The organism is Rossellomorea orangium (genome assembly GCF_019334305.1).
GTDB lineage: Bacteria > Bacillota > Bacilli > Bacillales > Bacillaceae_B > Rossellomorea.
In genome coordinates this window covers 201,205-213,938 of the sequence record NZ_JAHWGH010000017.1, presented here as the reverse complement: position 1 = coordinate 213,938, position 12,734 = coordinate 201,205, and the positions used below count along the sequence as shown (strand labels likewise).

17 protein-coding genes are annotated in these 12,734 nt (G+C 42.5%); 16 read left to right on the top strand and 1 reads right to left on the bottom strand.

Annotation, left to right across the window (positions count from 1 at the left end; all coding sequences use genetic code 11):
• Positions 1 to 11: 11 nt before the first annotated feature.
• From aroA to KYJ26_RS15740, 12 genes are all read left to right on the top strand, one after another.
• Positions 12 to 1,304 (top strand): 3-phosphoshikimate 1-carboxyvinyltransferase, encoded by a 1,293-nt coding sequence (gene aroA, locus KYJ26_RS15795; protein ID WP_219168337.1) that lies wholly within the window; start codon positions 12 to 14, stop codon positions 1,302 to 1,304.
• A 424-nt stretch (positions 1,305 to 1,728) separates the two neighbouring features.
• Complete coding sequence (locus tag KYJ26_RS15790) at positions 1,729 to 2,328, top strand: hypothetical protein (protein WP_219168336.1); 600 nt, start codon at positions 1,729 to 1,731, stop codon at positions 2,326 to 2,328.
• A 35-nt stretch (positions 2,329 to 2,363) separates the two neighbouring features.
• Positions 2,364 to 3,623: a tetratricopeptide repeat protein gene (locus tag KYJ26_RS15785; RefSeq protein WP_219168335.1), complete on the top strand. Its 1,260-nt coding sequence runs from the start codon at positions 2,364 to 2,366 to the stop codon at positions 3,621 to 3,623.
• Between the two features lie 122 nt (positions 3,624 to 3,745).
• Positions 3,746 to 4,285 (top strand): ReoY family proteolytic degradation factor, encoded by a 540-nt coding sequence (locus KYJ26_RS15780; protein ID WP_219168334.1) that lies wholly within the window; start codon positions 3,746 to 3,748, stop codon positions 4,283 to 4,285.
• Between the two features lie 71 nt (positions 4,286 to 4,356).
• Positions 4,357 to 4,494: a hypothetical protein gene (locus KYJ26_RS15775; protein ID WP_219168333.1), complete on the top strand. Its 138-nt coding sequence runs from the start codon at positions 4,357 to 4,359 to the stop codon at positions 4,492 to 4,494.
• Positions 4,495 to 4,539: 45 nt separating this feature from the next.
• A complete protein-coding gene (locus tag KYJ26_RS15770) occupies positions 4,540 to 5,004 on the top strand; it encodes a YpiF family protein (RefSeq protein ID WP_219168332.1) in 465 nt (154 codons plus the stop codon).
• A 140-nt stretch (positions 5,005 to 5,144) separates the two neighbouring features.
• Complete coding sequence (locus tag KYJ26_RS15765) at positions 5,145 to 5,654, top strand: QcrA and Rieske domain-containing protein (protein ID WP_098350206.1); 510 nt, start codon at positions 5,145 to 5,147, stop codon at positions 5,652 to 5,654.
• Between the two features lie 13 nt (positions 5,655 to 5,667).
• Positions 5,668 to 6,342: a menaquinol-cytochrome c reductase cytochrome b subunit gene (gene qcrB / locus KYJ26_RS15760; protein ID WP_032087896.1), complete on the top strand. Its 675-nt coding sequence runs from the start codon at positions 5,668 to 5,670 to the stop codon at positions 6,340 to 6,342.
• A gap of 35 nt (positions 6,343 to 6,377) precedes the next feature.
• On the top strand, positions 6,378 to 7,148 hold the full coding sequence (locus KYJ26_RS15755) for a menaquinol-cytochrome c reductase cytochrome b/c subunit (protein WP_219168331.1): 771 nt from the start codon (positions 6,378 to 6,380) through the stop codon (positions 7,146 to 7,148).
• Positions 7,149 to 7,208: 60 nt separating this feature from the next.
• Positions 7,209 to 7,808, top strand: coding sequence for a lipoprotein heptaprenylglyceryl N-acetyltransferase LhaT (lhaT, locus tag KYJ26_RS15750; RefSeq protein WP_219168330.1), 600 nt, complete (start codon positions 7,209 to 7,211; stop codon positions 7,806 to 7,808).
• Between the two features lie 63 nt (positions 7,809 to 7,871).
• Positions 7,872 to 8,663: a sporulation protein YpjB gene (gene ypjB, locus KYJ26_RS15745; protein ID WP_219168329.1), complete on the top strand. Its 792-nt coding sequence runs from the start codon at positions 7,872 to 7,874 to the stop codon at positions 8,661 to 8,663.
• A 60-nt stretch (positions 8,664 to 8,723) separates the two neighbouring features.
• A complete protein-coding gene (locus KYJ26_RS15740; protein WP_034758397.1) occupies positions 8,724 to 9,404 on the top strand; it encodes a zinc metallopeptidase in 681 nt (226 codons plus the stop codon).
• Positions 9,405 to 9,465: 61 nt separating this feature from the next.
• On the opposite strand, the gene KYJ26_RS15735 is transcribed toward KYJ26_RS15740, so the two are convergent.
• On the bottom strand, positions 9,466 to 10,335 hold the full coding sequence (locus KYJ26_RS15735) for a YitT family protein (protein WP_219168328.1): 870 nt from the start codon (positions 10,333 to 10,335) through the stop codon (positions 9,466 to 9,468).
• Between the two features lie 161 nt (positions 10,336 to 10,496).
• Here KYJ26_RS15735 and KYJ26_RS15730 point away from each other — a divergent pair, with 161 nt between their 5' ends.
• From KYJ26_RS15730 to bshB1, 4 genes are read left to right on the top strand one after another with little or no spacing between them, the layout of a single operon-like run.
• A complete protein-coding gene (locus tag KYJ26_RS15730; RefSeq protein ID WP_219168614.1) occupies positions 10,497 to 10,850 on the top strand; it encodes a nucleotide pyrophosphohydrolase in 354 nt (117 codons plus the stop codon).
• The gene (gene dapB / locus KYJ26_RS15725) at positions 10,837 to 11,607 is read left to right on the top strand and encodes a 4-hydroxy-tetrahydrodipicolinate reductase (RefSeq protein WP_219168327.1); all 771 of its coding nucleotides are present in this window, start codon (positions 10,837 to 10,839) and stop codon (positions 11,605 to 11,607) included. The genes KYJ26_RS15730 and dapB overlap by 14 nt, the downstream gene beginning before the upstream one ends.
• Positions 11,608 to 11,619: 12 nt before the next feature.
• A complete protein-coding gene (gene mgsA / locus KYJ26_RS15720) occupies positions 11,620 to 12,027 on the top strand; it encodes a methylglyoxal synthase (protein ID WP_219168326.1) in 408 nt (135 codons plus the stop codon).
• A gap of 1 nt (position 12,028) precedes the next feature.
• Positions 12,029 to 12,730, top strand: a complete 702-nt coding sequence (gene bshB1, locus KYJ26_RS15715) for a bacillithiol biosynthesis deacetylase BshB1 (protein WP_219168325.1) — start codon at positions 12,029 to 12,031, stop codon at positions 12,728 to 12,730.
• Positions 12,731 to 12,734: the final 4 nt, after the last annotated feature.

Below are 12,734 nucleotides of genomic sequence, written 5' to 3'. Positions count from 1 at the left end.
GGGTGAAGAGGATGGTAACGATGAAAAAATTGTCCAATCCAAAATGTGGGTTAATAGGTGAGATTCAAGTACCGGGAGACAAATCAATTTCCCACCGATCCATCATGTTTGGATCAGTGGCAGAAGGGAAAACGGTCATACATAACTTTCTGATGGGAGAGGATTGTTTAAGTACCATTTCCTGCTTTCGTAAATTAGGTGTTGAAATTGAGATCATGGAAGAAGCGGTAATCGTCCATGGTAAGGGCTGGGACCACCTCGAAGAGCCTCTAGAAATTCTGGATGCGGGTAATTCGGGAACGACCACCCGTCTCATTATGGGGATTCTTGCAGGAAGGCCATTTCACTCCGTCCTGATAGGTGATTCCTCGATTGCCAAACGGCCAATGAAGAGGGTCACAGAGCCATTAAAGCTATTTGGAACACAAATTGACGGCCGTTCTGAAGCCAACTTCACTCCATTGTCCATCAGGGGAGGGAATTTGAAAGGGATTCATTACGCATTGCCCGTTGCCAGCGCACAGGTAAAATCAGCTCTCATACTTGCTGGCCTGCAGGCAGAAGGTGTGACAGAAATAATCGAGCCGGAGCAGACACGTAATCATACTGAAAACATGATTATTGAATTTGGGGGGAAGATCGAGAAACACGGAGATACGATTAAAGTCGAGGGAGGGCAAGTATTAAAGGGGACGAAAATCAGTGTCCCCGGAGATATTTCCTCCGCAGCCTTTTTTATGGTGGCCGCGGCCATTGTCCCTGATAGCAGCGTAAGACTTAAGAATGTCGGACTTAACGAAACGCGGATTGGGATTGTGGAAGTCATGAAAAAAATGGGAGCATCCATTGAAATCGAGGAGCACTCCAAGGAAGGGGAGCCGGTAGGGGATATTCTTGTTCAATATTCGGATCTTTCGGGAATTGAGATTGGAGGGGACTTGATACCGTCATTGATCGATGAAATTCCTATCATCGCCCTTTTGGCCACACAAGCAAAAGGAAAGACCGTCATAAAGGACGCAGAAGAATTAAAAGTGAAGGAAACCAACAGAATTGATGCTGTTGTGAAAGAACTCGGAAAGCTTGGGGCAAGTATACAAGGAACGGATGACGGGATGATCATTGAGGGTAAGACCCCATTGCATGGAGGAGAAGTCCATTCATGGGGAGATCACCGGATCGGGATGACTCTGGCCGTGGCTTCCCTCCTTACAGACTCAGACGTGTTACTGGAAGATGCGGAGGCAGTGAAGATATCGTATCCAAACTTTTTTGAGCATATCAATCAATTGTTGAGGAAATAATCCTTTCGTTTTCTATTTAGAGGTGGTTGGACAGATGTGCCATCCACCTCTTTCTTTTTATGTAATGCTCGCATGAAATCATCCAACCCATCATAGCTTGTCTATATAGGAGGGTGATGACGGATTGAGCACATATATCATTGAAAATGCGAATTGGCTTAAGGATACAAAACTTACTCAGACCTCTTTCTTGATTGAAGACGGAAGAGTTTCATCGATCAGGGATAGTTTCCGTTATTATCGATATATGAAAATGGATATTTCGCCATTCCTGATGACACCCGGACATGTCTTCTGTGATTTAGAAGTCCCTGGAGGAAGCGACGATTTTGCATCGATCAAGAACTATTATCTGAACGAATTGATTAATACAGGATGTACCACGGTTTTAACGGCTTTCTCAATAAAGTATGAGTATGAATTTTTGAAAGAATTAAAGAATAGGAAAGCCACCATGATAAACTGCCCCCTTGATTACACAATCGGTTTAAGAATATCCGATAATCTGATTACCCCTAATATTATCCGATCATGCAAACGTCATAGAGTTCCTGTCATCTGGATCGAAATGGATGATGCAGGGAAGTTTAAAGACATTCCCTGGGGGTGGATCAAAGGCTTACTATATGATTACCCTATTACTTTTGTCCCTTTTTTTACGACAAACATAGACATTAAAACCAAAATGAAGCATCTTAAAATATGGCAGCAATCGATGGAAAACGAGGGGATTCCGCATATTCCTCATGAAATTCCTCTAAAAGTTCCGCTGGAATTAAATATATTGAAAAAAATTGGTATATATCCCCTTAGAGGAAATTTTTTGGTTGGTGGAGAAATAAGTTATAACCTCTATATGAAACCAGGAGATACAGGTACTGAGCCATTATCATTTCATTATGATCAGCTTGTGCTAAAATGTACTATGAATAAGGGGAAATACCAATATGTAAATAGCAGGGGTCATTTTTATCCTGGTGCTGGCGAAGAATTGATCATTCAAACACCTGGATATTTTACATAAATGATCTCAAGTTTTTCTATAGAAAGGGATTGACCATGTCATACGCTGAACAAATGTTATCTTCTTTGGAAGAAGGGAATTTAGAAGAAGCAAAGAAACAATACAGTCAGGTGCTGAAGTTCGGGAGTCATGAAGAAAAATTCAGCCTGGCCGAAGAATTGCACCATTTAGGATTTTTGGAAGAGGCTAAGGAACTATACGAGAACCTGCTTCAGTATTATCCCGGTGAAGGAGAGCTTCTCGTTGAAATGGCTGAACTGCTGGTGGAAATGGACAAAGAAGAAGAAGCGATCGAGACGCTTGCAGAATTGGATGAGGAAGATCCCGTTTATCCAAGGGCGCTGCTTCTCTTGGCAGACTTATACCAGATGCAGGGGTTGTTTGAAGTGAGTGAACAAAAGCTGCTCCAAGCCAAGAAGCTATTACCCGAGGAGCCTGTCATCGATTTCGGTTTAGGTGAATTATATGCTGAAACAGGCAGATTCCTAGAAGCAATCAGACATTATCAGTCCCTTATCCAGAAGGGGACGACCGAGCTCGGGGGGACGAATGTTCATCAAAGATTGGCTGAAGCATATAGTGTGGGCGGGGCTTTTGAAGAAGCCTTAACACATTACGAAAAAGCACTTGATGACCATCTGGAAATCAATACATTGTTCGGTTATGCTTTTACGGCCTTTCAAGCAGGGTACTACGAAAAGGCCATTGAAAAATTTGTTTCCGTTAAGGAGCTGGATCCGGAATATCATTCAGTATATCTGTTATTAGCGAAATCATATGAACGTGAAGAAATGCTGCAAGAAAGCCTGGAAGTCGTACAAGAGGGAATAAAGCAGGATGAGTTCAACAAAGAGTTGAACCTGTTCGGTGGAAGGATTTCCTTGAAGCTTGGATTTGAAAAAGAAGCTGAAGCGTTCCTGCGGGAAGCGTTGGCTCTGGATCCCGGCTATGTGGAAGCAGCCCTTCTCATCAATAAATTATTCTTTACACAGGACCGGTTTGAGGATGTCATGGAAATAGCGCAGATGCTGACGGTCGAAGGGGAAGAAGAGCCTCAGATTTACTGGGACCTTGCTAAGGCATATGAAGGGCTTGAACAATATAAATATGCATTAAAACAATACCGTACTGCATATACTTATTTTAAGAATCATCAAGAGTTTTTACTAGAGTTCGGACAATTTCTAGTAGAAGAAGGACTCAGGGGTGAAGCAGTAGAAGTATATAAACACCTGATCAAAATGGATCCTTCAAATGACGAATGGCAGGACCTTATAGACAGATTACAAGAATGATCGACGGCTGTTTGGTTAAGGGATTATCGGGAGTGAACGTGTAAGATCGGTGAACGGGATTAAACTTTATGTCAAAAAGGAAAACGAACCTTATAAAAGGATTCTGCAGAGGAGGGAAAACCATGACCACCCCTGTTTCTGTCAACGAGAAGAAAGAATTTATCCGCTGGTTTTTAAACCGTTATCAATTGAAACGAAGAGAATGTGTATGGATTTTAAATTATCTGATGAGTCATGACCAATTAATGAAAAAAGTGCATTTTGTCGAAGAATCCCAATACTGCCCACGTGGACTGGTAATGTCCACCCATTGTGTAGAAGATGTCCCATTCCGCTTCTACAAAGAAAACATCATGACGACCGATGCAGAAAAGTCGTTTCATGATATCCGTTTGAATAAAGATGAAGATATTTACATTCAGTTGAACTTCAGTAAGGCAAATTCAAGTTACCAGTTTGCAGCCGTACTGGAAGAGAACCCGTTTATGCCGAAGTATCTGTTGATCAATGAAAAAGACAGAATGGTAGCGGAACAGTTCCTGAACGACAGCTTGCAGACATTCAGGAAAGATCGATTGTTGAAAGCAATCGATCAGGCATTGGACAGTGGGGACAAAAACGCCTTCAAGAAATTGACCAGAGAATTGAATAGCCTGACCTAAAAAGTCGAATGAAGGGAAGTGTCTCTCTTCATTCGATTTTTTTATGTTCTTTTTAGATAGGAAGATTAAGAATGGAGCATACTAGTATCGAGGCTCTTTTCGTGCACTTGACTGAGTGCCAATTCTGCCGGCCAGATATTCAATGTAAGCAGTACAATCATTCATCAGAACAAGTGAAAAGTGAAATCGCTTTAAAAGAAAGGATCTAAAATGATATGATGGGGAGTGAGAATGAAAAGAAGTGAGGGTTATTCATGAATTGGAACGTAAAAGATATTGAAGTATTTGAAGCTGAAAAGGCATACATAGATACGGCTGTCATTCCGGTGGTTCCCGTTGATTTCGGGAAGGATATAAGGGTCTCAGCAGCACAATCGGAATTTATCAATCTACTCACCCTGCACCTTGAAAGGCAGTTTAAGGGAAGGATGATGATGACGCCGTCATTTACGTACAGAATGTCATCTTTAACGGATAGCGAGATATCAAGGTTATCCCAATGGGCAGAGGAATTAGGCGATAGTGGAGTGAAGCATATCTTCTTTCTAACCTCAGACAGCGGGTGGAAAAAAGCCGAGGATCAACTCGGTGACCGATTGATATGGGTGCCATCCATCCCACTTGAGAATCTGGATGAACAGTATAAGCATTCCATCATGGAAGATCAGGTAAAACAATTGTTGAATGTAATTGTACAAAAATGGCAAAAAAATTCATAAAAACTTCACATTGTTTCCATCTTTTAGATTAGAGAGTTATTGACCTTGTATAGAGTTTAATATATCATAGTTATGTCCTAGTTTTATATTTGTGCGAAATATGTCCGACGGACTTACCTTACGATAGAGGGGGGAAAAGGATGAGCAAACATCGTGTATCTAGACGTCAATTCCTTAACTATACACTTACGGGTGTAGGCGGTTTCATGGCGGCGGGAATGTTAATGCCGATGGTTCGCTTTGCAGTGGATCCAGTATTGAAAACGGAAGCTGCGGGAGATTTTAGAGCGACTAAGCAAAAGGTTTCAGAATTAACGAATGAACCAGTACGTGTCGATTTCTCTTACGAGCAAAAAGATGCGTGGTACACATCAGAAGTGACACAAACCGCTTGGGTTTATAAAAACAAAGAAGGCAAAATCATTGCTCTTTCACCGGTTTGTAAGCACCTCGGTTGTACCGTTAACTGGAATGGGAATCCAGATCATAAAGAAATGTTCTATTGCCCATGTCATGGTGGAATGTACCACAAAAATGGTGAGAATGTACCCGGTACACCACCGACAGCACCGTTGGATTCATATCCAACAAAAGAAAAAGACGGTATTCTTTATCTTGGACAACCAGAACCAAATAAATTTGTTAAGTAAGGGGGCGTAATCTGTGCTGAACAAGATCTATGATTGGGTTGACGAGCGTTTGGACATTACGCCTTTGTGGCGCGATATTGCGGATCATGAAGTCCCTGAACATGTAAACCCTGCGCATCATTTTTCTGCGTTTGTTTACTGCTTCGGAGGTTTGACTTTCTTCGTAACCGTAATCCAAATTCTATCCGGAATGTTCTTAACGATGTACTACGTCCCGGATATTAAAAACGCTTGGGAATCTGTGTATTATTTACAAAATGAAGTGGCATTCGGACAAATTGTCCGTGGGATGCATCACTGGGGAGCTAGTTTGGTTATCGTAATGATGTTCTTACATACACTACGCGTCTTCTTCCAAGGTGCATACAAAAAACCTCGTGAATTGAACTGGGTTGTTGGGGTTCTTATTTTCTTCGTTATGTTAGGGCTTGGCTTCACCGGCTATTTACTGCCGTGGGATATGAAAGCGCTATTCGCGACGAAAGTAGGTCTTGAAATTGCAGGAGCGACTCCATTCATCGGAGATCAAGTGAAAATGTTATTAGCGGGTGATGCTCATATCGTTGGAGCACAGACTCTGACTCGATTCTTCGCTATTCACGTATTCTTCTTGCCTGCTGCTTTACTTGGATTGATGGGGGCTCACTTCCTGATGATCCGTAAGCAAGGTATTTCTGGACCACTATAAGTTATTTATTAACCTAATAAAAGGAGGGGGACACTATGCATCGAGGAAAAGGGATGAAGTTTGTAGGGGACTCCCGGGTTCCTGCAGACAGAAAGCCGAATATACCGAAAGACTATTCGGAGTTCCCTGGTAAAACAGAAGCTTTCTGGCCAAACTTCTTATTAAAAGAGTGGCTGGTAGGTGCTGTTTTCCTTATCGGTTACTTATGTTTAACGGTTGCTCATCCATCGCCGTTAGAGCGTATTGCCGATCCGACGGATACTGGATATATTCCATTACCTGACTGGTATTTCTTATTCTTATACCAATTACTTAAGTACACATATGCATCTGGACCTTATAATGTTATCGGAGCGTTCGTTATTCCTGGTATTGCCTTTGGAGCACTTTTACTTGCTCCTTTCATCGACAAAGGACCTGAACGCCGTCCAACAAAGCGTCCGTTTGCGGTAGGATTCATGTTATTGGCACTCGCGGCAACATACTTCCTGACTTGGGAATCAGTTGCGACTCATGACTGGGAAGCAGCGAAGGAACAAGGGAAGATCCGTGCTGAAGTGGATATCGATAAAGAATCTGAAGGATACAAAATCTTCGCTGACCAGAAGAACGGTTGTATCAACTGTCATGGTGAAAACCTGCAGGGTGGGGCTGGTCCTTCCTTAATCGGAACGGGTCTTGCACCTGAAGAAATTGCGAAGATCGCTAAAAACGGTAAACCGCCTGGCATGCCAGCTGGTTTATTTAAAGGGACAGACGAAGAGTTAAAGAAACTATCCGAGTTTATCTCTGGTTTAGAAGAATAATTGTTGAAAGGGCCGGCTTATGTTGGCCCTTTTTTTTAACTTGAAAGTGGGGTGCCATTCATGCTCTGGATCATGACGATTTTAAGAAATAGACTGTTTTTATGGCTGTTGCTCATTGTTAATATACTCGGCACCATTTATGGATACATTTGGTATACTTCTCAACTGCGAAATACGCCTCCCCAATTTTTACTATTCGTACCTGATAGTCCGACAGCAAGTTTGTTTTTTTGCTTTGTCTTGATTGCATTTTTAATGAATAGAAATTGGCCGATTTTTGAAGTTCTCGCGATCATCACTCTGTTCAAATATGGAGTATGGGCAGTGGTCATGAATTTGTTGACCCTCTGGGTTTCAGGGGACTTGCCGTGGCAAGGATATATGCTGATGGCATCACATGGCGCTATGGCCGTGCAAGGTATCCTGTACTCTTCCTTTTACAGAGTAAAACTATGGCATATTGTCGTAGGTGCCGTATGGACAGTGCATAATGATATCATCGACTACGTATACATGCAGTTTCCTGTATACTCCAAACTGTATATGTATATTCAGAATATTGGGTACTTTACATTTTGGCTAAGTATCATGTCTGTTGCAATCGCATATTATTTCACCCAAAAAACGAATCGATTACATATCCACTATAAGTTGTCTTGATTTAGTGGTCTACTCTTGTCCTTCTTTTCATAAACTTTATTAGTAGTTTTAGGGGGGACAAGTATGAAATTCATCCAATTTTTTATCACAGCTTTCTTATTTCTCATTTTAGTGCCTCAACCATTAATTGCGGAAGAGTCAACGTCTCCGATGAACGAGCTCGATGATATTTCAGATCAGGCCTTACAGATGACAAAGGCCGGCAGATATGAAGAAGCAAAACATCTATTGGTGTATTTTTCAGATGAATTTGCATCTATGAGTGCCGAGCGGTCCTTTTCGATGGATGAGCTTAGAATTCTCACCATCTCACATAATCTAGCGGTGGAAAGTATCAATCAAACGTCACTTGACCAGGAACAGAAGGTGAACGCCGTTACAAAGTTTCGACTGGTGATGGATGCTTTAAACAGTCAGCATCAGCCGTTGTGGGTTGAAATGGAGGACCCGATCATGGAAGCTTTCAACGGGGTGAAGCTTGCTGCCGAAAAGGGAAACGCCGAGGACTATCAAATGACTTTGAATGTATTTTTATCCAAATATAACATCATTCAGCCAAGTATCAAATTAGACATCCCGGTTGAGCGGGCTCAAGTGTTGGATGCAAGAATTTCTTATTTGGACCACTATCGTCAGGATGTATTGGAAGGGCAGGAAACAATGAGTGAACTGACAGCTCTGGAAACCGATCTTCAAAAGCTGTTTGAGAATATGACAGAGGATGAAGCGGATCCTTCACTATGGTGGGTCATCATTTCCACAGGAAGTATCATTGTTTCTACATTATCTTATGTAGGTTGGAGAAAATATAAGGGGCAGAGTGAAGTGAAAAAGTCAGAACGGCAAAAAAATTGACAGCTTGCTTATGTCGCTATAAAATTTAGGTAATCTATACATCTGGAGGTTAATGCGATAATGGCAGGATTTTTAATTTACTTTTTACTGATTGCTCTTATTCCGATTGGGGCTCAGATGCGTGTAAAGAGTACGTTTAAGAAATATTCGAGAGTAGCTACCACTTCCGGTATGACAGGAAGGGAAATGGCGAGAAGAATTCTAGATGAAAACGGATTGCACAATGTGAAAGTAGTAGAAGGCCGAGGTTTTCTGAGTGATCACTATAACCCAATGACAAAAACGGTTGCGTTATCACCTGATAACTATCACGGTCATTCTGTAGCGGGAGCTGCTGTTGCAGCCCATGAAGTGGGTCACGCGATTCAGGATGCAGAGAGCTATGCATTCCTTCGCTTCCGTCATGCTCTCGTACCGGTTGCAAATATTGGGTCTAATATGTCCTGGATCTTTTTGATGATTGGTATTTTCACACAATTATCCGGAATGTTCCTTCTCGGTATCATCCTGATGGCTGCAGGGGTTGTGTTCCAGTTGATCACTCTTCCAGTAGAGTTTAATGCTTCTTCCCGGGCGATGAATCAAATCGTTTCACTTGGATTGATCCGTAACGAAGAGGAGCGCCATGCCAGAAAAGTTTTGAACGCAGCAGCCATGACGTATGTAGCTGCGGCGGCCGTTGCCATCATTGAATTGTTGAGACTTGTATTAATCTTCACAGGAATGAATGGTGACGATTAAGTTAAAAAAGCAGCCGTACTCTTTCTGAGTTCGGCTGCTTTTTTGTATCGGAGACCCCTGTCTAGTCAAGGATGGGGTTTTTGTCGGAGTCAAGCGTGAACCCTTCCCCGAGTACGTCATGTACAACGGTGACTGACACAAATGCGTGGGGGTCGACGCTTGTAATGATATTCTTTAGCCTTACAATTTCATTTTTTCCCACCACGCAGTAAAGTACTTCACGATCTTGCTTCGTAAATGATCCATGGCCGCGTAAAACGGTTACTCCACGATCCATTTTCTCATTTATGACACTGGCGATTTCTTCGTGGCTTTCGGAAATGATCATAGCGCCCCTTGCGGAATATGCCCCCTCCTGCATGAAGTCTATGACCCTTGCCGCAACGAATACAGCAACGAGTGTATACATCGCTTCTCTGTATTCCAAATACGTAATAAGAGAGACACCGATGACAACGGCATCAAACATGAACATCGTTTTCCCCATGCTCCATCCTATGTATTTGTGTGCGAGTCTCGCAATAATGTCGACCCCGCCTGTCGTACCACCATATCTGAATATAATGCCAAGGCCAATTCCGATGAATACCCCAGCAAACAAGGCAGCGAGAAACAAATCGCCTTCCAGGTCGATGGTCATTTGATATCGCTGGAAAATCCATAGGAACACTGACAATGCTACCGTTCCAATTACTGTGTAATAGAAGGCTTTCTTTCCGAGCAGCTTCCATCCCAGGAAGAATAGGGGTATATTTAAGGCAAGGTTGGAGTACGAAGGATCAATATCGAATAAGAAATAAAGAATAAGCGTTATTCCCGTAAATCCACCTTCTGCCAGTTTATTTTGAATATTAAAATGTACAAGACCAAAAGCGAATATAGCGGAACCCAATAAGATGAACAGAATATTTTTAACGCGCAGTCCCAACATCCGTGATTCCCTCCTTTTAATAGTATTATCTCGTTGACAGAGACATTATATAAGAAGAAAAACAAACTGGCAACGAAGACTTTCGAAATCAAACGTAATATTTGTCAAAAGGGAAGGATTTAGCTAACATGATAGGAGATAATGAAGGAGTGAAGCTTCTTATGGAAAAAGATAAATCGATGAATCAATTACAAACAGAAGTAGATCAATACATAAGTCAATTTAAAGAAGGGTATTTTAGTCCATTGGCCATGGTAGCACGACTCTCTGAGGAACTTGGTGAATTAGCGAGGGAAGTGAACCATTATCATGGAGAAAAACCAAAAAAAAGCTCCGAAGAAGAAAGTACGATAGAAGAAGAGCTCGGGGATCTATTATTTGTGGTGATCTGCTTGGCCAATTCATTGGATATCAGCCTTGAAGATGCGCACAATCGAGTGATGCACAAGTTCAATACAAGAGATAAAGATCGTTGGACAAGAATTGAAGGTGGGGATGAAGATGGATCAAATTAATGTCACGATTGCAGGACCAAGAGGGAGAATGGGGAAGGAAGCTGTTCAACTGGTGAAGGACACTGAACACTTTACACTCATCAGTGTGATTGATCACAAAATGGAAGTGGATCTGGATGTACCGGTGTTTAGAGATATTGAAACATGCTTCAAAGATCAAGTTCCCCATGTATTAATTGACTTAACGACACCGGAAGTAGGATATCATCATACAAAAACGGCACTGGAATATGGCGTGAGACCCGTTGTGGGCACAACAGGTTTTTCTGCAGAAGAATTGGAAGAACTGAAAGAACTGTCAGAATCAAAATCACTGGGATGTATCATTGCCCCCAACTTTGCCATTGGTGCCGTACTCATGATGAAGTTCTCCCAGATGGCTGCAAAATACTTCAATGATGTCGAAATTATCGAACTACATCATGATCAGAAACTTGATGCCCCATCGGGTACTGCTTTGAAAACGGCTGAGATGATCAAAGAAGTGAGGGAAACCAAGAATCAGGGCCATCCTGATGAGAAGGAGACGCATCCCGGTGCCAGGGGGGCGGATATAGATGGCATGCATATCCACAGTATTCGGCTTCCAGGACTCATAGCCCACCAACAGGTGATGTTAGGTGCAGAGGGACAGACTCTGACAATCCGGCATGATTCCTTCAACCGCGGAAGTTTTATGTCGGGTGTGAAGGTGTCTGTAGAGACGGTCATGAAACTCGATACATTGGTGTATGGCCTTGAAAATATTTTAGACTAAAGGGTGAGTGTTATGAATATTGCGCTAATTGCTCATGATAAGAAAAAAGATGATCTCATTCGATTTGTACTGGCATACAAGTCAATCATAGAAAAACATTCCCTTTTTGCCACTGGTACTACTGGAAAAAGGATCGGGGAAGAAACAGGGTTACCCATTCATCGGTTTCGTTCGGGTCCACTTGGTGGAGACCAGGAGATAGGTTCATATATCGCCAATAATAAAATGGATCTCATCCTATTCTTTCGGGATCCCCTGACAGCTCAGCCCCATGAACCGGATGTGTCGGCGTTGATCAGGTTGTGCGATGTATATGCCGTTCCTCTTGCCACCAATATGGGTACGGCTGAAGTCCTGGTTAGAGGTCTCGAAAAAGGAGATATAGAGTGGCGGAGTGTCGTAAGGGATAAGGAGGAATAATGTGAGTGAACAAATAGACATCCTGGCGTTCGGGGCTCATGCTGATGATGTAGAAATCGGCATGGGGGGGACGCTTGCGAAATATGCTTCTGAAGGAAAGAAGATTGTGATTTGCGATCTGACAAAGGCAGAGCTATCTTCGAATGGTTCGGTATCCCTGAGGGAAGGCGAAGCTTTGAAAGCGGCTGACATCCTCGGGGCATATGAAAGAGTGACACTGGATATACCGGACAGGGGAATATACATAACAGAAGAAAACATCGGGAAAGTCGTAGACGTAATCAGAACGTATCAACCGAAAGCAATCTTTGCTCCATATGATCAAGACCGGCATCCTGATCACGGGAATGCTTCACGACTTGTGAAAGAAGCATTTTTCTCTGCGGGAATCCGGAAGTTTCAACCTGGCATCCCTGCTCACAAGGCGGGCCACCTGTATTTTTACATGATCAACGGTTTTCACAAACCTCAATTTGTGGTTGATATTGAACCATATGTGCAAGCGAAGATTTCCAGTCTGGAAGCATATGGCAGCCAGTTCACTAAAGGGGCCGACGGAGTATCCACTCCTTTGACAGATGGATACATCGAAGCGGTCGAAGCGAGGGAGAGAATGATGGGAAAAGAAGCGGGAATTCGCTATGCTGAAGGATTCTTTTCTTATAACACGCTCATCCTGCATCAAGATTTGTTAGGAGATTAATTGT